The sequence below is a fragment of the Bradyrhizobium sp. USDA 4538 genome, assembly GCF_024171045.1.
GTDB lineage: Bacteria > Pseudomonadota > Alphaproteobacteria > Rhizobiales > Xanthobacteraceae > Bradyrhizobium > Bradyrhizobium australafricanum.
In genome coordinates, this window is record NZ_JALJZE010000001.1 from 6,455,017 (window position 1) to 6,475,693 (window position 20,677).

Sequence of the window (20,677 nt, forward strand, 5' to 3'; positions counted from 1 at the left end):
CTGCCGGCCCGGCGGAGCGCCGTCAGATATGCATGACGGACCCCCGCCGGGCCTAGGACAAACCCGGCGAATAGTGATATGCGAGCGGCTCACCACGACCAAGACGAGACCGGGAAAGACGCTCATGACCGTGCATACTGGAAGGCATTTTCTGCAGATTCCGGGACCGACCAACGTGCCGGACCGGGTGCTGCGGGCCATGGATATGCCGACCATGGACCATCGCGGTCCCGAGTTTGCCGAGATCGGTTTCGCCGTGCTTTCTGCGATGCAGCGTGTGTTCCGCACCAAGCAGCCCGTGATCATCTACCCGTCGTCGGGGACCGGCGCCTGGGAGGCTGCGATCGTCAACACGCTGCAGCCCGGCGACAAGGTCCTGATGTGCGAGACCGGCCAGTTCGCGGTGCTGTGGCATGGCATTGCCGACAAGTTCAAGCTCGACGTCGATTTCATCGCGGGCGACTGGCGCCACGGCGCCGACCTCGAGCAGATCGAGGCCAGGCTGTCCGCCGACAAGGCGCACAAGATCAAGGCGGTCTGCGTGGTCCATAACGAGACCTCGACCGCCTGCGTCACCTATCCGCGCGACGTCCGCAAGATCCTCGACACGCTGAAGCATCCGGCGCTCTTGATGGTCGACACCATCTCCGGCCTCGGCTCGCTGGAATATGAGCATGACGCCTGGGGCATCGATGTCTCCATCGCCGGCTCCCAGAAGGGGCTGATGCTGCCGCCCGGCCTCGGCTTCAACGCCGTGTCGGAGAAGGCGCTCGCCGTGGCCAAGGCCAATCCGGGCATGCGCTCCTATTGGGATTGGCAGGAAGTCATCAACATCAACAAGGCCGGCACCTGGCCCTATACGCCTGCGACCAACCTCCTGTTCGGCCTGCGCGAGGCCGTGAAGATGCTGGAGGAAGAGGGCCTCGAGAACGTCTTCGCCCGCCACAAGCGCCACAGCGAGGCGACCCGCGCGGCGATCAAGGTCTGGGGCCTCGAGACGCAGTGCCAGGAGCAGGGCGCACACTCGCCGGCGCTGACCGCGGTGCGGGTGCCCGACGGCCACGACGCCGACCACTTCCGCAAGGTCGTGCTGGAGAATTTCGACATGTCGCTCGGCACCGGTCTCAACAAGGTCAAGGGCAAGGTGTTCCGGATCGGCCATATCGGCCATTTCAACGACCTGATGCTGATGGGCACGCTGTCCGGCGTCGAGATGGGCCTCGATCTGGCCAAGGTGCCGCATCGCGGCGGCGGCGTGCTGGCGGCGATGGAGGTCCTGAAGGGCCGCGACGCCGCGCAGTCGAAGGCTGTCGCTTAAAAGGCTGTCGCCTGAAATCGAAACGCAAACAACAGAAGGAGCGAGACATGAACGCGTCCGTCACTTCGACCGAAGACCTGATCTATTCCGTCGAGGACGGGATCGCACGCATCACGTTCAACCGCCCGCAGGCGCGCAATGCGCTGACCTTTGCAATGTACGAGCAGATGGCGGCGATCTGCGAGAACATCAATCAGGATCACTCCATCAAGGCGCTGATCATGACCGGCGCCGGCGACAAGGCGTTCGCCTCGGGCACCGACATCTCGCAGTTCCGCGCGTTCAAGACGGCGCAGGATGCGCTCGACTACGAGGCGCGGATCGATCGCGTGCTGGGAACGCTCGAGCAGTGCCGTGTGCCTGTGATCGCGGCGATCGCCGGCGCCTGCACCGGCGGTGGCGCCGGCATCGCCGCCTGCTGCGATATCCGGATCGGCACTGAGGCGACGCGGATCGGCTTCCCGATCGCGCGCACGCTCGGCAACTGCCTCTCGATGTCCAACATCTCGCGGCTGGTGTCGCTGATCGGTCCGGCGCGGACCAAGGATCTGATCTTCAAGGCGCGCCTCGTCGAGGCGCCGGAAGCGCTGGCGCTCGGGCTGTTGAATGAAGTCGTCCCCGATGTGGAGACGTTGCAGCGCCGCGCCAACGAGACGGCGAAGCTCGTCGCAGGCCACGCGCCGATCACGCTCGAAGTGACCAAGGAAGCGGTCCGCCGCATCCGCCGCACGTTGTCGCGCGAGGAGGGCGAGGACCTGATCCTGCGCGCCTATATGAGCGAGGATTTCCGCGAGGGCATGGACGCCTTCCTCAACAAGCGCGCGCCCAACTTCAAAGGCAAGTAACGGTCGTCCTGGATTCCTGGCGGAAAGCGCGCTTTTCGCATTGATCCCCGTTGTCAGAAAGCATGGGCCCGAGACAGACTCCGCGCTGTTTTGATTGTTGGTCCTGAGCGTCCCCACCTCATTCCAAAGTCATAGGCCATGCGGCAGTTCGCGGCTTGAACTCACCTTCATTCTCGGCACAATGACGCGAGCCCGGCACCTCGCAGGTTTTACCAAGCCGAACAAATAGATAGGGAAGAAACACGTGGGACAGATTGTAAAAACCACGGCTGCAATCGCGGCCCTCTTGCTGAGCACGCCGGCCTTTGCCGGCTGGGAGCCGAGCAAGCCGGTCGAAATCGTGGTCGCGGCCGGTGCCGGCGGCGCCTCAGACCAGATGGCGCGCATGATGCAGGCGGCGATCCAGAAGAACAATCTGATGAAGCAGCCGATGGTGGTGTCGCTGAAGGGCGGTGCGTCGGGTGCCGAAGCGCTGATGTACATGAAGTCCAGCGAGGGTGATCCCAACAAGGTGCTGATCGCCTATTCGCTGATCTACATGCTGCCGCTGTCGGCCAAGATTCCGTTCAACTGGCGCGACCTCACCCCGGTGTCGGTGATCGCGCTCGACCAGTTCGTGCTGTGGGACAACGCCTCCGGTCCGAAGACCGTGAAGGATTTCATCGCTGCCGCCAAGGCGGCCAGTGCGCCGTTCAAGATGGGCGGCACCGGCTCCAAGCGTGAGGATCACGTGCTGACCGTGTTCATGGAGCAGAAGACCGGCGCAAAATTCTCCTACCTGCCGTACAAGTCCGGCGGCGAGGCCGCGACCCAGCTGGTCGGCGGCCACACCGAGTCCAACGTCAACAATCCCAGCGAGAACCTCGAAGTCTGGCGCGCCGGACAGGTTCGCGCGCTCTGCGTGTTCGACAAGGAGCGCATCTCCTACAAGAGCAAGGTCACCGACACGCAATCCTGGAACGACATCCCGACCTGCAAGGAAGAGGGGCTCGACGTGCAGTATCTGATGCTGCGCGCGATGTTCCTGCCGGGCAAGGTCACGCAGGAGCAGCAGGCGTTCTATGTCGACCTGTTCCAGAAGGTGACGCAGACGGCTGAATACAAGGACTACATGGAGAAGCAGGCACTGAAGCCGATCTTCCTCACCGGCAAGGACATGGTCGAGTTCCTCGAGGATGACGACAAGCAGAATGCCTCGCTGATGAATGCGGCAGGGTTCGTCGCAAAATAGCGGATTCGCCGTCATTCCGGGGCGATGCGAAGCAGCGAACCTCAGATGCGCAATTGCGCATCGGGGAAATCGCGAGATTCCGGGTTCACCCTTCGGGTGCCTGGGCCGGCTGCTTTCCTGTTAGCTTGGAATTGCCTTGCAAGCGGCTGCGGCGCAGTGATTACTGCGCCGCAGTATGGCCGAACGTCCGGCGAGCCCGATCGGGCTGGGTCATCCCTCCGGCGCCGTTGCGGGGCCGTGAGGAGCGATCATGACCAAAGCTGTGTTGGGGATCATCGGTGGATCCGGCATCTACGACCTGCCGGGCCTGGAACATGTCCGCGAGGAGGCGATCACAAGCCCTTGGGGCGAGCCGTCCGCGCCGCTCCGACGCGGCGAGATGGCGGGGCTGCCGATCGTGTTCCTGCCGCGGCACGGCCATGGACACGCGCTGTCGCCGTCCGACATCAACTATCGCGCCAATGTCGATGTGCTGAAGCGGGCAGGCGTCACCGACCTCGTCGCGCTGTCCGCATGCGGCTCGTTCAAGGAAGAGCTGCCGCCGGGCACGTTTGTATTGGTCGACCAGTTCGTCGATCGCACCCACAAGCGCGAGAGCTCGTTCTTCGGCAAGGGCTGCGTCGCGCATGTTTCGATGGCGCATCCGGTGTCGCCGTTGCTGGCGAGGCACGTCGCCGCCGCGGCCGAAGCCGAAGCCATCGCCTTCGCCCGCGGCGGCACCTACCTCTGCATGGAGGGGCCGCAGTTCTCCTCGCTCGCCGAAAGCCTGACCTACAAGGCGCAGGGCTATTCGGTGATCGGCATGACCAACATGCCGGAAGCCAAGCTCGCCCGCGAGGCCGAGATCTGCTACGCCAGCGTGGCGATGGTCACCGATTTCGATTGCTGGCATCCGGCGCATGATGCCGTGACGGTGCAGGATATCATCCGTGTGCTGAATTCGAACGCCGAGAAAGCAAAGGCGCTGGTCGCGCGGCTGGCGCGGGATTTCCCGCGCGAGCACGAGCCGTGCCCGGTCGGTTCGGATCGGGCGCTGGATACCGCGCTGATCACGGCGCCCGCGGCCCGCGATCCGCAGCTGCTGGCCAAGCTCGATGCCGTCGCCGGGCGGGTGCTACGGTCGTGAAGAAGTCCTCCAGGAGCGCGCGACGCGAAGGACGTAGGACATGAAAGTCGATGGTCGACATTTTCGCAGCATCTGGCTCGAGCCCGACGGCTGGTCGGTCGGAGCGATCGATCAGCGCCGGCTGCCGCATGAATTCATCGTCGCCAAACTCACCACCGCGGACGAGGCCGGCGAGGCGATCCGCTCGATGCTGGTCCGCGGCGCGCCGCTGATCGGCGCGACCGCAGCCTATGGCATGGCGCTTGCGATGCGCGCCGATGCCTCCGATGCGGCGCTCGAGCGCGCCGGCAAGATGCTGCTTGCGACCCGGCCGACCGCGGTCAATCTGAAATGGGCCGTTGACGAGATGCAGCGCGCGCTGGCGCCGCTCGCGGCTTCGGCCCGCGCCGAGGCGGCCTATGCCCGCGCGCGCGAGATCGCCGATGAGGATGTCGAGATCAACCGCGAGATCGGCCGTCACGGGTTCGGCCTGATCGAGACGATCGCCGCGACCAAGAAGCCGGGCGGGGTGGTGAACGTCCTGACGCATTGCAACGCCGGCTGGCTTGCAACCGTGGATTGGGGAACGGCGACATCGCCGATCTACCAGGCGCACGATCGCGGCATTCCGGTCCATGTCTGGGTCGACGAGACCCGGCCGCGCAATCAGGGCGCTTCGCTCACCGCCTGGGAACTCGGGCACCACGGCGTGCCGCACACCGTGATCCCCGACAACACCGGCGGCCACCTGATGCAGCATCGCATGGTCGATCTCGCGATCGTCGGGACCGATCGCGTCGCTGCCAACGGCGACGTCTGCAACAAGATCGGCACCTATCTGAAAGCGCTCGCGGCCCACGACAACAGCGTGCCGTTCTATGTTGCGCTGCCGTCGCCGACCATCGACTTTAGTATCGATGACGGTGTCAGGCAGATTCCGATCGAGCAGCGCGCGGCCGACGAGGTGACGCACCTCACGGGACGCACGGCGGACGGCCGGATCGAGACCGTGCGCGTGGTGCCGGACGGCTCGTCGGTGGCCAATTTCGGCTTCGACGTGACGCCGGCGCGGCTGGTGACCGGATTGATCACCGAGCGCGGCGTTCTCAAGCCGGAGCGTGCTGCACTTGCGAGCGCCTTTCCCGAACGTTCCACCGTTTAACTGAAGGCTGCATTGACGGTGGTTGCATCAGCACGCTATCCCAATCGTTGCCCTCGCAACCCAGACCGTCTCATCCATGTCCAATACCGAACTTGAGATCGTCGTCGACGATCCGACCGCACCTGAAGATAACTCGCCGGCGGTCGTCAGCACCGGCGTCGTCGACGTCGTCGTGTCGCTGCTCTTGCTTGCGCTCGCCGTGGTGCTCGGCTGGGACAATTGGCGCACCGGTGCGTCGTGGGACTCGACCGGGCCGCAGCCGGGCTATTTTCCGTTCTACCTCTCGGTCATCCTCGGCGGTGCGAGCCTTTATGGTCTCGGCGCCGCCTTTCTTTCGCGCCGGGAAGCCGCCGAGACCTTTGTCACCCGGGCCCAGCTTCGCCGGGTGATGGCGGTGTTCGTGCCGACATTGCTGTTCTGCCTCGCCACCCAATATCTCGGCCTCTACGTCGCGAGCTTTCTCTTGATCGCAGGCTTCATGCGCCTCGTCGGCAAGATCGCGCTGTGGAAGTCGCTGCTGACCGCCTTCGTCTTCACCGCCGCGATGTTCATAACGTTCGACGTCGCGTTCGACGTCATCATGCCGAAGGGGCCGCTCGAAGCGGCTCTCGGCCGCTAGCGAACCGAGTCGAACCATGGAAGCTTTCGGTCTCCTGCTGCACGGCTTTGCCGTCCTTTTGACGTGGAAGACGCTGCTGTTGATGACGGTCGGACTGGTGCTCGGCATCTTCGTCGGCGTGCTGCCCGGGCTTGGCGGCCCCAACGGCGTCGCGATCCTGCTTCCGCTGACCTTCACGATGGATCCGACGTCCGCCATCGTGATGCTTTCGTGCATCTACTGGGGTGCGCTGTTCGGCGGCGCCATCACCTCGATCCTGTTCAACATCCCGGGCGAAGCCTGGTCGGTCGCGACCACCTTCGACGGCTATCCGATGGCGCAGCAGGGCAGAGCGGCCGAAGCGCTCACCGCGGCGTTCACCTCCTCCTTCGTCGGTTCGCTGGTCGCGGTGCTGCTGATCACCTTCCTGGCGCCGATGATCTCGTCGTTTGCGCTGAGGTTCGGCCCGCCGGAATTCTTCGCCGTCTATCTCCTGACCTTCTGTTCCTTCGTCGGCCTCGGCCGCGAGGCCAAGCACAAGACGGTCATCTCGATGTCGCTCGGGCTGCTGCTCGCCGGCGTCGGCATGGATACGGTGTCCGGGCAGCTGCGCATGACGTTCGGCTCCGCGGAGCTCTTGCGCGGCATCAACTTCCTCGTCGCGGTCATCGGCCTGTTCGGCATCAGCGAGATCCTGCTTACGATGGAGGAGCGCCTCGCGCTGCGCGGACATGCCGCCGGCATCAGCCTGCGCGTCGTGCTCTCGGTGTGGAAGGACCTGCCGAAATACTGGGTGACGCTGCTGCGCTCGTCGGTGATCGGCTGCTGGCTCGGCATCACGCCGGGCGGCGCGATCGCCGCCTCCTTCATGGGCTACAACCTCGCCAAGCGCTTCGCCAAGGATCAGGAGAGCTTTGGCAAGGGCCGGATCGAGGGCGTATTCGCGCCGGAGACCGCCGCGCATGCCTCGGGCACCTCGGCGCTGTTGCCGATGCTGGCGCTCGGCATTCCCGGCTCGGGAACGGCTGCGATCCTGCTCGGCGGCCTGATGGTGTGGGGCCTCAACCCGGGGCCGCTGCTGTTCGTCGAGCACAAGGATTTCGTCTGGGGCCTGATCGCCTCGATGTATCTCGGCAATGTCGTCGGCCTGGTGCTGGTGCTGACCACGGTGCCGATCTTCGCTTCGATCCTGCGCGTGCCGTTCGCGGCCGTAGCGCCGATGATCGTGGTGTCCTGCGCGATCGGCGCCTATGCGATCCAGAATGCGATGTTCGATATCTGGCTGATGCTGGGCTTCGGCGTCGTCGGCTATGTCTTCAAGAAGATCGGGATCCCGCTCGCGCCGTTCACCCTCGCATTGGTGCTCGGCAACCGCGCCGAGGATGCGTTCCGCCTTTCGATGATCGGCTCCGGCGGCGACATGAAGGTGTTCTGGTCGAACGGACTGGTCGGCTCGATCACGACGTTGGCAATCGTGCTGCTGTTTTGGCCCTTGATCGATGGTTTGGTCGGCTGTGTCAGTTGGAGGCAGCGGAGAAAAACGGAGACACCATGAGAACTGAATTAGATCAGTGTCCCAGTTCTCTTATGTCGCCATAGTCTTATCCAGGCGCCTCGTCATTGGTTCCAAATGTTGCCGCTGCGCGATGCCGGCCAGACAAGCTGTGGATACGTATAGTCCTTCCTGCTCAGATGGTTGGTGATGACGCAGCCTGGGCCACCACTAAACCGAACCACCTTCTGCCCCACACGAAACATAACTCATCTCCTGTATGAATTATTGGCCAGGCTCGTGGGTTTGGCGGAAGATCACCTCCTGCTCCTCGCCGTGGATCGCCCGCCAGGCGCGGATCCGACGCTCCAGGGTGCGACGGATACCGGTGCCGAGATCCGGATGACGTCGGAGCATCTCCTCGAAGACCGCCACCGGGCGTAAGCCAGGTGCCGACTTCAGGATCGGGACGATCTCGGTCTCGAACACCTCGCTCAACGGATCCGGCCGACGTCGGCCGCGAGGAGCTTTCTTTTGCGATGGACGTCGGGATCTCTCTCGATCCGATAACCGGTCGACGCACTGAACGACGCCTTGGCCGCCGCCACTGGCGGGCTATCGGTCTGACGGTACTTCATGTAGAGCCTCATTTGGTGATCTGTGATGTGTCGGCCGGGCAAGCGAGTGATTCCTCTTGGCGGAAGAACCACTTGCATAACCTGCCGGCCGCGATCACCAATCGGCGCGGTCCCTCGTGGATCGCGCCGACGCCGGGCTCGTAACTCCGGTCGGGCTACGCCCTCCCTACGTCACGAGCCCGGCGAAACTCTCTCTCCTTGATTGACGCGCTCTTCCATCCTGATCGCCGCGCGACAGGTGGATCGCTTATTATGGGATACACGCGCTCAGCGCTTTATCCTTTGGCACGCTACATCAACCAGACGTTAGCTATTTGGCTGAAGCGAAAGTACAAGCGCTTCCATCACCGTTTAGGGCGCGCGCGTCTCTTCCTGGAGAAGATCGCGCGTGAGAAGCGCAGGCTCTTTGTGCATTGGCAGCTCGGCGATGGCGGAAAGCTTGCCTGATGGGAGCCGGGTGAGGCGAGAGTCTCACGCCCGGTTCTGCGAGAGGCTGGAGGTGAAATCCCTCCGGCCTACTCACCCGACGGTGCCGGTACTGGCCAAGCTTAAGACGGTTACCGGCCGGATCTGGACTTATGTTCGCGATGACCGGCCGTTTGGCGGCACGGATCCGCCGGCGGCCTTGTTCTACTACTCACGCAACCGGGCTGGAGAGCATCCGCAAAGCCATCTTGCCGGCTACGTCGGCCTTATGCAGGCCGACGCCTTTGATGGATATAACCAGCTCTACAAGGCCCAAAGGAAGCCGGCTCCGATCCTTGAAGCGGCGTGTTGGAGCCACGGCCGCAGAAAGTTCTTCGACCTGGCGAAATCTGGAGAGGCGCCGATTGCCAGCGAGGCGGTGCGGCGCATCGATATCCTGTTCGAGATCGAGCGCACCATCAACGGCCAAACGCCGGAACAGCGGCTTGCGGCACGTCGTGATAAGTCGAGGCCGATCGTCGCCGATCCCGAAATCTGGATGCGCCAGCAGCGAACCTTGCTCTCATCAGGCAACGATACTGCAAAGGCGATCAACTACCTGCTCAACCGCTGGGCGGCGTTCACCCGCTTCCTGGACGATGGCCGCATCTGCCTCTCGAACAACGCTGCCGAACGAGCGTTACGCGGTGTGGCTGTCGGAAGACGAAATTGGACCTTCGCCGGTTCAGATGCTGCGGCAATCGTGCCGCCGCTGTCTATACCCTGATCGAAACCTGCAAGATGAACGACGTTGATCCGCAAGCCTGGCTCGCTGACGTGTTGGCCAGGCTTCCAGATCACCCCGTCAACAGAGTCGCCGACCTGCTCCCGTGGAATTGGAAGGCGACCCAACAGTCCAAAGCGGCTACTGCCTGAGGCGCCGCGGCAGACCGGCGCGACTGCCCGGGGTGCTGGCCGGATGCGTACGGTGGAACCGCGGTGCCGATCAATGCTGCGTCAATTTCGACAACGGGTTTCCAGATCAATAACGCGGGAGCGTCTATGGATGCGGTTTGTTGGCATGCTTGGGGTTATATCTAGTCCCGGCTTGCGGAGCTAATCTGCGCATTCATTGCCGACTGAAGCCCGATGGTGGTTGCCAGATCTCGACGGGTGCTTTCGTTCAGGTTGCGTCTGATGTGTGAAATGTCACGGTAAAGAAACTCGCCATCGAGATAGGTCAGGCAAGTGGGGGCGCATAATGTATCTCTAGGTATCAGGGCCGTCACATTGGGATGCCGCGCCGCGATATCTCTCAGCATGGCGTCGGTAGGCAGCGTGAATGTCCTCAGGTGTTCGATCGTCACTTTGTCTGCGCTGCACGGCCGGCGCATGAGGCCTAGCAGGTTGTTTACGGCGCAAGGAACGGGGTCTTTGTCGAACTGCGGGACGCTGCCGACCAAAACGAAACGGCGTCCTGGGATCGATGTATCGTTTATTAAGTCCTCGATTCCTGCCGCGACGAGGGCAATGCGTGCGCTCGGGCTCAGCTTGGTATCGCCGATAACCTGATTTGGCATAGGGCTCCAAGAGGCTGCCAGGATCACCGTGTCGATAGAAAGATCGTCTCGTAACAACTGAACGGCGCGCTTCCGCTGATCAGTGCAATACTCGGCAAAATTCGGTACTCCGTCGAACTGAAGTCGCTGCGCGCGGCCCCCGAAAGAGGCTGGGCAGTTGGTATAGAGGAGAACTCCTTGGTCAGGTCGCGCAGCCACTTGGACTAGAGGGGCTAAATGGCCAGCGTGGCTATCCCCCCAAAGAAGGGCTTTTGATTTAGCGGTGGTCCACGGATGTCCGAACGAGCAGTATTGGCTATTGAGCTCGGCCAATTGTTCGTATTTAGGGCACGGCCACTCCCACATCGCGTCGAGGCTGCGCATCGAATAGACGGCCGGCGGAATACGCTCCGGAAGTCCATCGGTGCTGTTCACATACATTCCGAGGCAAAAGACAGTCATTCCGGCCGCGAGGCCGGCCTGCACCGTTCGCGTCGGCAACCAACGGCCTTGTCGGAAGGGCTTCTCAACGAAGCGGAATGACAGCACTGCCAGGGCGATCGAGACGGCTGCGAGCACGACCGCCTCAAGGCGGCTGGGCTCTGCATTGTTGATGTAGTGGCGGAACAACACCCACACCGGCCAGTGCCAGAGATACAGGCTGTAGGAAATCAGCCCGATCGGGCGCAGCTTGCCGAGCCAATGGCTGAACCTTGGTTCGTCCCGGCGCGGCCAGATTACGAGCGCGGCGCCGACGCAGGGGTAGAGTGCGGCCGTGCCGGGGAATGCGCTCGCGCTGACGAAGACGAAGCCCGCGCCAATCGACGCGAGGCCAGCCGCGATAGCCGCGGCGCCGAGCCGTCGCGACAAAGGCGGCAGGAACACCAAGAGTGCGCCGAGTCCGAGTTCCCACGCCCGCGGCAGCACGATGTAGAAGGCGCCCTTGGGATCCGCGTCGAGCCAGAGCAGGCTTGCGCCGAAACCGATCACGACAGCGGAAGCGACGATGGCGGCGAGGTCGATTTGCTTTCGGCCCGCGGCGAGGAGAGCCAGGAGCAATGGCCAAGCCAGATAGAATTGCTCCTCGACGCCGAGCGACCATGTGTGCAGGAGCGGCATCAGGTCGGAAGTTTGGTCGAAATAGCTGGTGTTCGACTGGAAAAAGAAATTCGAGGCGCCGAATGCTGCGTATGCCGCGCTCGCTGCCATCGATTTGTAGTCGCCGGGCAACAGCAGGAACTTGCCGAGCAATAAGACGGTCAACAAAACTACAACCAACGCGGGCACAATGCGTCGAATGCGACGGTCGTAGAAGTTAAGGATAGAGAAGGTGCCGTTTGCGATCTCGCCAGCGAGTTGCTGCGTTATCAGGAACCCGCTGATTACGAAGAAAACATCGACGCCAGTAAAGCCGCCCGCCAGAGCTAAATTGTAATGGAAGGCCAACACAGACAGTACGGCGATGGATCGCAAGCCATCGATGTCAGCGCGGTATTTCAAGATTAGTGCCCGCCCGTTCCTAACTGGGTGCGGCAACTTACTCGGCACAACCCGCCCGAGCAAGCGCTGAGCGTGACCACTAAGACACACCAAGCCGCCTTTCGAGCGGCTTTTTCTTTGACAGGTGCATCAATGACCGACCTCGCAGCCTTGAAGGCGGCGAATGAGGCTCGCTGGGCCAAAGCCAAGCTGACCCGGAACTTTACCGGCGTGGCGAAGCGGCTTGTCGCTCCGGGAGGCGAAGGCTCGTTACCAAGCTGTCGAGGTGAAGACCGGAGTTCCCTGGGCCTTCATCACGGTCGCCCACGAGCGTGAGAGTTCGCAGGACTGGTCCGGTTCTCTCGCCCAAGGCGATCCATGGAACAAGGTCTCAACGCATGTGCCGGCGGGGAGAGGGCCGTTCTCGTCGTGGGAAGAGGCTGCCATTGATGCGCTGGTCAACTGCGCGCCGCGGGCGGGAAAGAACAAGGATTGGTCGATCGGCGGCACATTGACGATGGTCGAGCAATACAATGGGCTCGGCTACGCGAATGGCCGCGGTTGAGTTGGTAATAGGCGCTATGTGGCTGTTCGGTACTGTCAACCCGGCGGTTTTCGCCGTGCTGACGATTGGTCTGCCGGTACTGGCTCTGATGGTTGCTCTGACAATAGTATTGTTGATCCGGTCAAATCGCTCGTCTCAAAACAAGCCGACTTCAAATTTGAACTAGGCCAAGTGCTCCCGCCGGGGTGACACGATTCTTTGGCTTGTGGCGTTTGCGCCATAATACCGCGCTTCTAGCGGTGCCGTTAGTGCTTCGCTTCGATATTGACCTTCAAGAATGAAAATGGATCTTTTCTAGCAGCCAGAAGATCCAGGGCTTACGCGGAGGAATTCTAATCGACTGGAACGGGTCAACATCTGCCGGTTCTACGGCGCGATATATGCGGCCATTTGTGTTTGGATTACTGTTGTCGCTTGTCGAGAAATAGAGAAAAACCCAATCATCCTTCCGGTAGGAAAACCGACCGTGTCCTATGTCTCCAATTTCGATGTCCGCGCAGTGGGCCGGCCCGAGGGGACGGCCATCCTCGGTCAGTTCAAGTCGCGATTGATGGGGTGCTTCAGCGGTATCGGCTATTGCTCGCGAAACGGATGGCTGGTAGCGCCAAGCGTAGCCGCCATAGTACTCGAACGGCCCGTACATGATTGTTGGATCGGTGGGCGGTAGAGTGTCCAGATAGAGCCCGATCGGGATGTACATGATCAGCACCGCGGCGAGCGCGTGCCATTTGTTGAGTTTCAGTATCCGCGTCGTCACGTCCTGAAGAGGGGGGGGCACGGGATTTCCAGAGTGGTCCGTAGACGAAAGGCTTTGAATCGTCGGATCAAGTGCCCTGAAAATGGTCTGCCCCGAAGTTCTTCAGGCGTGTTCATGATCCGTGTCGTCATCTGAGTGCTATGCAAGCTGCGCGATAAGCCAAGTTAGATACATTGCGCCGACCGGCGGGAAGAGCATGGCAGAGCTTTTCAGTAGAACGCCGGTGCATGTTAGCCCACTGCACATTTCCCAATTAGAAAACAAAAATTGTCCTGCCGCAAATAATCCAACTCCGAACGAAAGTGTCGCTCGCTCGTCCGTTCCTATGGTCGCGTCTGAAATGACGTCAATAGTCTCTCGGACACTATGCTCCAGGAACCACCAAGCCGGCCAAAAGAGTACGCACAAGGTCTGGCGTGCACCTAAGCGTCCTTCGTGCTTGCGGTAGAAGTGCCCCGCCGTGGCCAGTATGCCCAGCGCGTAGATAAGGAAAAATGGCGCGAGCAGCTTGAATGAAGGCATTGTTTTCCACCCCTTGAACAACAATAACTTTGGTCTATCAACACCTGCGCCGGTGGTCCCGTATCCGGCCCGGATTGCTCGTAACACGATGCAACTTAGAGAAGCATCTCCGTGAAATTACGAGAACGGGAAAAAATGGCAATTTACTCGCTCCGGTCCCGTTGAGTGGATAGCAGGCGCGGCAGTGGCGCCATCCGGGGGCGCGGCGCTGCAGCTTCCCCGTCTTCCCAAGTCTTCTCCGATCGCTTGTGCCGGGCCGCGGCAATAGACCCTATCAGCACCAGCGCGAGGCCCGCGGCGATCATGAGAGCCGGAACCATCTTCTCCCAATCAAAAAGCAGGGCACTCACTTGATAGCTATTTGGCATCATTTACGGCTTGCGCCCTCGCCTGAAGGCCGAGCAATTGAGCTTGGATCATGCTAATGCGATTGTTGACCTCTGCAACCAATTTGTAGGTTCGGTCCAACTCAATGCTCTGCTGGGCTAGCCGCTGTTGCTCAATTCGACGCAGCTCGAGTGTGGCATCTATCGCTGTCGAGCCCAATTGCCTTCGCTGCACCTCAGAGAAGCCAATCGAGATGATATTAATAACGACGGCAGCAGTAACGATAGCTCGCGTAGAAATTGTCATGAACAGTTTCCTTGCCCGAGGCAGAAGATGCGCAATGACGGCAATCGAAGGCAGCAAGGCGATCAGATAGACCACAGCAGCAAAAGCGAACGGTGTGAGCCGGTCGCCACCAGCGCTGTATGACATACCGTGAAATTTTAGAGAACGACACCTCAATCAGGATCTCGCTGTGGGGGAGCCTTGTCGAGTGCCCGCCGGGTACCTCCGTAGAGTTGAAACGACTCCGACAAACCCTGCTCGCGGCCCTCGCGAAAGGCAAATCGATATGTCGCCCGGACGCACAGTGCGAGGATCAAAATCGAAATTGCCGCGAGAATGAGCCAAGTTATCATGCAGGCCAGCCAATGGTAAGGCGTCGACCAACGTCGACGGCAGCTCGAACATAATAGCGGTGAAAGAGTTTTTTGAATATAAGGACTCCTATCCCTTGGCGGAGGCGGTCACTACCGTATTTTTACGGTGAATCGGTGAGCGGGAGTAAGCGTAATGAGTGGGCGTGCGACTACTCGAAAAGAGTTTTATTATTGGGCATCGTTGTTGTTCAGTTTCTCTCCCCTCTGGATTCTTGTGGGACTTCTTATCTTTTTCAAATGGTGATTTCTATCTAGTCCGCAGACTCTCTGGTATGCGACCGGTGGTCTCGCTGTTGGGGAGCTCAAGTATTCGTCCGCGGTCAACCTTGGGATCCAAGTCTTCGGGGCGGATCTCGGCGGCACGACTCCGTTCGGCGCGTTCAGCTTTTCAATCGGTGCGGCGGTGAGTAGCACCGATACCCGAGTCGGTTCGATCGGGCGTCGAGCGCAAGTTCACCCGGAATTGGTCGGCGAAGCTCGAATACGCATTTCGGAAGTAAGACTTACTTCGTCGGAGCCGCTAACCAGGCGGACGTCAGCTTTCCACAATCATATTCTGCGTGTCGGCTTCAACTATGCGTTCACTCCAACACCGGTCGTTGCAAAATACTGAGCTGCGCAGCGCGAACTCCCTTCGATGCCCGACAATCTTGCCGGGCATTGTTGTTTCTGACCTGGCTCACACCACCTTGGCGTCCCTGAGCTTGGCAATCTCGTCGGAGCCGAAGCCGAACTCTTTCAGCACCTCGTCGGTCTGTTCGCCGAATTCCGGCGGCCGCACCACCATCTTGCTCGGCGTGCGCGACAGCGTCACGGGCTGGCCGACCAGGCGGATGGGGCGGTCTTCATCGTTCGGCACGTCTTGCGCGATCCCGAGATGCTTGACCTGCGCGTCCTCGAACATCTGGTCGATGGCATAGATCGGCCCGCAGGGCACGCCGGCCTCGTTGAGCTCGCGGACCCAGGTCTCGGTCGACTTCGTCACGGTGCACCTCTCGATCTCGGCGTTGAGCGCGTCGCGGTTTTTTGAGCGGGCAGAGGCCGTCGCGTAGTCGGGATGGCCAAAGAGCTCCGGCGCACCGATCGCCTGCGCGCAACGCTCCCAGATCCGCCCGCCCGTGGTGGCGATGTTGATGTAGCCGTCCGAGGTCTTGAACACGCCGGTCGGGATGCTGGTCGGGTGGTTGTTGCCGGCCTGCTTGGCCACCTCTCTCTCCATCAGCCAGCGTGCGGCCTGGAAGTCGAGCATGAAGATCTGTGCCTGGAGCAGCGAGGTCTGCACCCACTGGCCCTTGCCGGAGACCTCGCGCTCGAGGAGCGCGGTGAGAATGCCCATGGCGCAGAACAGGCCCGCCGTGAGGTCGGCGACGGGAATGCCGACCCGCATCGGTCCGCCGCCGGGCGCGCCGGTCACCGACATCAAGCCGCCCATGCCCTGCGCGATCTGATCGAAGCCCGGCCGCTTGTGATAGGGGCCGTCCTGGCCGAAGCCGGAGATGCTGCCATAGACGATGCGCGGGTTGATCGCGGCGAGGCTCTCATAGTCGATGCCGAGCTTCTTCTTCACGTCGGGGCGGAAATTCTCGACCACGACGTCGGCCTTGGCGGCGAGGCGCTTGAACACGGCGAGCCCGCGCTCGTCTTTCAGGTTCAGCGTCATGGCCCGCTTGTTGCGGTGCAGATTCTGAAAGTCGGAACCCCGCCGGGGGCCGCCCGGCTGCTCGCCACCGGCATCCTCGGTCAGCGCGTCGATCTTGATGACATTGGCGCCCCAATCCGCGAGCTGCCGCACGCAGGTCGGCCCGGAGCGGACCCGGGTCAGATCGAGCACGGTTAAACGCGACAGGGCTTCCGAGGCATGCGGAAAGGGCATTGTGGCTCCGGGACAGATTGCGGGCCTACCATAGCGCCGAAAGACCCTGCGGCAAGCCTGGGCCAGCGCGGATGCCGCCTGTCGAAATGCAATGGCTGGCGCGGTTTGCTGCGCTGCGTGAAGGGATCAGCGCGACAGGCGCTTCAGTTCCAAGCGCGCCTTCTCGGCCAGCGGGTCATCGCCGTAGCGCGCAATGAAAAGCTCAAAGGCCTCCCGCGTTCCTTTCCGGCGGGCGGCTTCGTATTCCTCGGCCACCGCGGCAGCAGGATCGCGGGCCATTGGCATGGTGGGCGAGCGTCCCGCCTTGCCGCTGTCATCCGCATTGGCCTTCTCCACCATGACGGGCAGTCCTCCGAAGGGCGTGTGATTGTATCCGGCGAGCGCCGCAAGGGCGCCAAACAGGCCGGCCGCGAGTGAAGATCGTTTCATGAAACCCTGCAAATTACCGGCGCCGCGGGAACCGAGGTTCTTGCTTGCGCCTCGTATGAGTACGGGGTTTGATAGCTAACCGCGCATTATGGCAGAGGTCCGGGCGCTCTCGCCGCATTTAAACCAAACGTTCAACTCTCTAGCTAGAATCATCTGTTAACGGCTCGCATCGGATGGGCTTGCTGCTTCGGAGTTTCCCTTTGGCTACCGCTGTCACGGTCACCAAGACCAACGACGCCGACATAGACGGCCTGCTGTCGGGCTACAAATGGTCGGGCCCGATAACCTATAGTTTCCCGGATTCGCCCAGCGACTACGCCAATCCGTACGCTGGCGGCAGCAGCGAGCCGACCACGTCGGGCTTTGCCTCGGCGCCGACCCAAATGCAGGCTGCGGTCAACTACGCCATTGGATTGATCAACGGCTACGCCAACGCCAACATCCAATACGCGGGCACGAACGGCGCCGACATCATGATCGCGCAATCGCCGTCGGCTAACCCGACTTCCTACGCCTACTACCCCGGCAATTATGCGTCCGGCGGCGACATCTGGTTCGGGACCCAATACAATTACTCGCTCGCCAAGCTTGGCAACTACTATTTCACGACCGCGCTCCACGAACTCGGCCACGCCGTTGGTCTCAAGCACAGCCAGGAGACCGGCGGAGTTGCCAACGTGGCCGTGCCGAGCGCACATGACGACAGCGAATACACCGTCATGAGCTATCGCAGCTATGTCGGGGCGTCCGCGACGAGCGGCTACACCAATGAGGCCTATGGATATCCGCAGACCTTTATGGCCAACGATATCCTCGCGCTCCAGACGATGTACGGCGCGAACTTCACGACCCAGAGCAGCAACACTGTCTACACCTGGAATCCGACCACGGGGCAGGAGTTCATCAACGGTGTCGGGCAGCTCGCGCCCGGCGGGGGCGTCGGCGGCTCGGCCAACCGGATCTACGAGACTGTGTGGGACGGCGGCGGCGTCGACACCTACGATCTGTCGAACTACACGACGAACCTGAGCATCAACCTCAACCCCGGTGCGTCGTCGGTATTCTCCTCCGTTCAACTAGCCTATCTCGGCGATGGCCATTACGCATCGGGCAACGTCTACAACGCCTATCTCTATAACGGCGACGCGCGTTCCTACATCGACAATGCCAACGGCGGGTCCGGCAACGACACGATCTTGGGCAACGCAATTGGCAACGTCCTGAACGGCGGCTCGGGCAACGATACGATCACCGGCGGCGGCGGCAACGACACCATCTTCGGCGGCTCCGGCACCGACACCGCTGTGTATTTGGGCAACAGGGCGAACTACACAGTTAGCTACAACGCAAGTTCGCAGACCTTCACGATAAGCGACCAGCGCGCCGGTTCACCGGAGGGCATTGATAACGTCACTGGCGTTGAGTATTTCCAGTTTGCCGATCGCACGATCGCGGGCTCCTCGGTGATCCCGCCGATCGTCATCGAAGCCGCGGGCTCGACCAAACTGGACCAGATCGGCAGCAACTATTTTCTCGATCCGGTCAGCGGCGGTACGGGCCCATCAGTCAAATATGCCGGGACGCCTTTTGATGCATCCACTCAGGTCGGAGCCTGGACGCCGATCGGGGCGGAGCAGACGGCAAACGGATATCAGATTGCGTGGAAGGTGATCGGTTCGGATCAGTACTTGGTCTGGAACGCCGACAGCAACGGCAACTATGTCTCCTCTGCGACCGCGGTTGTCTCAGGAAGCAGTACAATCCTTGAAGCATTTGAGAGCAGCTTCCATCAGGACCTCAACGCCGACGGCGTGAGCGGCATACCTGCGGCGAGCGTAACCGTGGTCGAAGCCGCCGGCTCGACCAAACTGGACCAGATCGGCAGCTACTATTTTCTCGATGCGGTCAGCGGCGGTACGGGCCCATCAGTCAAATATGCCGGGACGCCTTTTGATGCATCCACTCAGGTCGGAGCCTGGACGCCGATCGGGGCGGAGCAGACGGCAAGCGGATATCAGATTGCGTGGAAGGTGATCGGTTCGGATCAGTACTTGGTCTGGAACGCCGACAGCAACGGCAACTATGTCTCCTCTGCGACCGTGGTTGTCTCAGGAAGCAGTACAATCCTTGAAGCATTTGAGAGCAGCTTCCATCAGGACCTCAACGCCGACGGCGTGAGCGGCATACCTGCGGCGAGCGTAACCGTGGTCGAAGCCGCCGGCTCGACCAAACTGGACCAGATCGGCAGCTACTATTTTCTCGATGCGGTCAGCGGCGGTACGGGCCCATCAGTCAAATATGCCGGGACGCCTTTTGATGCATCCACTCAGGTCGGAGCCTGGACGCCGATCGGGGCGGAGCAGACGGCAAGCGGATATCAGATTGCGTGGAAGGTGATCGGTTCGGATCAGTACTTGGTCTGGAACGCCGACAGCAACGGCAACTATGTCTCCTCTGCGACCGCGGTTGTCTCAGGAAGCAGTACAATCCTTGAAGCATTTGAGAGCAGCTTCCATCAGGACCTCAACGCCGACGGCGTGAGCGGCATACCTGCGGCGAGCGTAACCGTGGTCGAAGCCGCCGGCTCGACCAAACTGGACCAGATCGGCAGCTACTATTTTCTCGATGCCGTCAGCGGCGGTACGGGCCCATCAGTCAAACATGTCGGGACGCCTTTTGCTGCATCCACTCAGGTCGGAGCCTGGACGCCGACCGGGGCGGAGCAGACGGCAAACGGATATGAAATTGCTTGGAAAGTTTCGGGCGCCGATCGGCATACCGTTTGGAACACGGACAGCAGCGGCAACGCTATCTCCGATACTATTGGTGTGGTGTCCGGAAGTAGCGCCGCGCTGGAACACTTGGAGCCAAATGTCCAACAGCACTTGGATGGCAACGGAGTGATTGGCATTTCCACGCTTATGATTGCTGTAACCGGCCAGACATCGGTGACTCCATGTCCTGCATCGCAAGGGGCCTGGATCGCAGCTAGCAATGATAGTTTCGTATTTCACCGGGACATCGATGGGGGCGGTGTAGTGAATGCCGGAAGCGCGGAAATTGTCGCACCTGATGGATTTTCTTTGGTTACTACCTGTAAACAGCTGATGGAGCTCTTGCACGAAACGCCGAGCGATCAATCCCACGCCATGTCCGAGTTAGGGAGCGATTTTCATGATGCCGTCATGGGGCGGGATACAACCAACGTACGTATGGCCGACCTGAACACGGGCTACTTCATTGTCCATTAGGCCGTGTGGACAGTTGCCTTAGCCAGAGCGGAGCGGTAGCGATCGTTAAGATGGCGAAGTAATTTCGGGAGGTTTTTCGTAGCGCGTTGCGATGCGCCTGAACCGCTGCAGTTTTGAGAAGCAGCGTTCGATCACGTGACGCTCGGCATGGAGAGGCTTGTTGAACGGATGTTTGATTGCCCATGAGGGGGCACGATGGCTTGTGTGCCTTTTGCGCCGATGGCGGATCGCAACGCATCCGAATCGTAGGTCGCATCGCCGTCAGCACATTGGCTGAGAGCCCCTCGATGAGCGGTTGGGCTTGAGGCGCTTCGCTAGCTTGACCTGCCGTTAGGCCGATGGCCGTTCTGCTGCGCGCGCTCGCGTCAGCGCGCGGCTACGACAATTGGCGTACAGGCGCGTCCTGGGATGCGACCGGGCTCGAACCCGGTCACTTCTCGTTCTATCTCTGCATCATCCGGC

16 protein-coding genes and 3 pseudogenes are annotated in these 20,677 nt (G+C 61.2%); 12 read left to right on the top strand and 7 right to left on the bottom strand.

The window, feature by feature from the left end; all coding sequences use genetic code 11:
- Window positions 1-124: 124 nt before the first annotated feature.
- The 7 genes from J2R78_RS29335 to J2R78_RS29365 all read left to right on the top strand — a co-directional run bounded on the left by J2R78_RS29335 (window position 125) and on the right by J2R78_RS29365 (window position 7,814).
- Window positions 125-1,318 carry an alanine--glyoxylate aminotransferase family protein gene (locus tag J2R78_RS29335; protein WP_253607774.1) on the top strand — a complete coding sequence of 398 codons (1,194 nt, stop codon included), beginning with the start codon at window positions 125-127 and terminating at the stop codon, window positions 1,316-1,318.
- A 47-nt stretch (window positions 1,319-1,365) separates the two neighbouring features.
- Window positions 1,366-2,163, top strand: coding sequence for an enoyl-CoA hydratase/isomerase family protein (locus J2R78_RS29340; RefSeq protein ID WP_253607775.1), 798 nt, complete (start codon window positions 1,366-1,368; stop codon window positions 2,161-2,163).
- 253 nt (window positions 2,164-2,416) lie between these two features.
- Complete coding sequence (locus tag J2R78_RS29345; protein WP_375167140.1) at window positions 2,417-3,394, top strand: Bug family tripartite tricarboxylate transporter substrate binding protein; 978 nt, start codon at window positions 2,417-2,419, stop codon at window positions 3,392-3,394.
- A 250-nt stretch (window positions 3,395-3,644) separates the two neighbouring features.
- The gene (locus J2R78_RS29350; protein ID WP_253607776.1) at window positions 3,645-4,520 is read left to right on the top strand and encodes an S-methyl-5'-thioadenosine phosphorylase; all 876 of its coding nucleotides are present in this window, start codon (window positions 3,645-3,647) and stop codon (window positions 4,518-4,520) included.
- Between the two features lie 40 nt (window positions 4,521-4,560).
- Window positions 4,561-5,661, top strand: a complete 1,101-nt coding sequence (gene mtnA / locus J2R78_RS29355; RefSeq protein ID WP_253607777.1) for an S-methyl-5-thioribose-1-phosphate isomerase — start codon at window positions 4,561-4,563, stop codon at window positions 5,659-5,661.
- Between the two features lie 76 nt (window positions 5,662-5,737).
- Window positions 5,738-6,280, top strand: coding sequence for a tripartite tricarboxylate transporter TctB family protein (locus J2R78_RS29360; RefSeq protein ID WP_229158109.1), 543 nt, complete (start codon window positions 5,738-5,740; stop codon window positions 6,278-6,280).
- Between the two features lie 16 nt (window positions 6,281-6,296).
- A complete protein-coding gene (locus J2R78_RS29365; RefSeq protein WP_253607778.1) occupies window positions 6,297-7,814 on the top strand; it encodes a tripartite tricarboxylate transporter permease in 1,518 nt (505 codons plus the stop codon).
- Between the two features lie 225 nt (window positions 7,815-8,039).
- Here the strand turns inward: J2R78_RS29365 and J2R78_RS29370 are convergent.
- Window positions 8,040-8,467: pseudogene (locus tag J2R78_RS29370) on the bottom strand (IS21 family transposase); the annotation flags it as partial.
- 120 nt (window positions 8,468-8,587) lie between these two features.
- On the opposite strand from J2R78_RS29370, the gene J2R78_RS29375 reads away from it, so the two are divergent.
- Window positions 8,588-8,836 carry a hypothetical protein gene (locus J2R78_RS29375; protein WP_253607779.1) on the top strand — a complete coding sequence of 83 codons (249 nt, stop codon included), beginning with the start codon at window positions 8,588-8,590 and terminating at the stop codon, window positions 8,834-8,836.
- A 13-nt stretch (window positions 8,837-8,849) separates the two neighbouring features.
- Window positions 8,850-9,730, top strand: a pseudogene (locus J2R78_RS29380) (IS66 family transposase); the annotation flags it as partial.
- A gap of 161 nt (window positions 9,731-9,891) precedes the next feature.
- Here J2R78_RS29380 and J2R78_RS29385 read toward each other — a convergent pair.
- A complete protein-coding gene (locus J2R78_RS29385; RefSeq protein ID WP_253607780.1) occupies window positions 9,892-11,853 on the bottom strand; it encodes an acyltransferase family protein in 1,962 nt (653 codons plus the stop codon).
- Window positions 11,854-12,076: 223 nt separating this feature from the next.
- On the opposite strand from J2R78_RS29385, the gene J2R78_RS29390 reads away from it, so the two are divergent.
- On the top strand, window positions 12,077-12,397 hold the full coding sequence (locus tag J2R78_RS29390; RefSeq protein WP_253607781.1) for a hypothetical protein: 321 nt from the start codon (window positions 12,077-12,079) through the stop codon (window positions 12,395-12,397).
- A gap of 271 nt (window positions 12,398-12,668) precedes the next feature.
- Here J2R78_RS29390 and J2R78_RS29395 read toward each other — a convergent pair whose 3' ends face one another.
- From J2R78_RS29395 to J2R78_RS29415, 5 genes are all read right to left on the bottom strand, one after another.
- Window positions 12,669-13,175 carry a hypothetical protein gene (locus J2R78_RS29395; RefSeq protein WP_253607782.1) on the bottom strand — a complete coding sequence of 169 codons (507 nt, stop codon included), beginning with the start codon at window positions 13,173-13,175 and terminating at the stop codon, window positions 12,669-12,671.
- 117 nt (window positions 13,176-13,292) lie between these two features.
- Window positions 13,293-13,676 (bottom strand): hypothetical protein, encoded by a 384-nt coding sequence (locus tag J2R78_RS29400; RefSeq protein WP_253607783.1) that lies wholly within the window; start codon window positions 13,674-13,676, stop codon window positions 13,293-13,295.
- A gap of 357 nt (window positions 13,677-14,033) precedes the next feature.
- Complete coding sequence (locus J2R78_RS29405; protein ID WP_253607784.1) at window positions 14,034-14,435, bottom strand: hypothetical protein; 402 nt, start codon at window positions 14,433-14,435, stop codon at window positions 14,034-14,036.
- 906 nt (window positions 14,436-15,341) lie between these two features.
- Window positions 15,342-16,535 (bottom strand): CaiB/BaiF CoA-transferase family protein, encoded by a 1,194-nt coding sequence (locus J2R78_RS29410; RefSeq protein ID WP_229158105.1) that lies wholly within the window; start codon window positions 16,533-16,535, stop codon window positions 15,342-15,344.
- A gap of 126 nt (window positions 16,536-16,661) precedes the next feature.
- Window positions 16,662-16,964: a hypothetical protein gene (locus J2R78_RS29415; protein ID WP_253607785.1), complete on the bottom strand. Its 303-nt coding sequence runs from the start codon at window positions 16,962-16,964 to the stop codon at window positions 16,662-16,664.
- Between the two features lie 200 nt (window positions 16,965-17,164).
- Here J2R78_RS29415 and J2R78_RS29420 point away from each other — a divergent pair, with 200 nt between their 5' ends.
- Window positions 17,165-20,215 carry a M10 family metallopeptidase C-terminal domain-containing protein gene (locus J2R78_RS29420; protein ID WP_253607786.1) on the top strand — a complete coding sequence of 1,017 codons (3,051 nt, stop codon included), beginning with the start codon at window positions 17,165-17,167 and terminating at the stop codon, window positions 20,213-20,215.
- 377 nt (window positions 20,216-20,592) lie between these two features.
- Window positions 20,593-20,673: pseudogene (locus J2R78_RS45435) on the top strand (tripartite tricarboxylate transporter TctB family protein); the annotation flags it as partial.
- Between the last annotated feature and the right edge of the window lie 4 nt (window positions 20,674-20,677).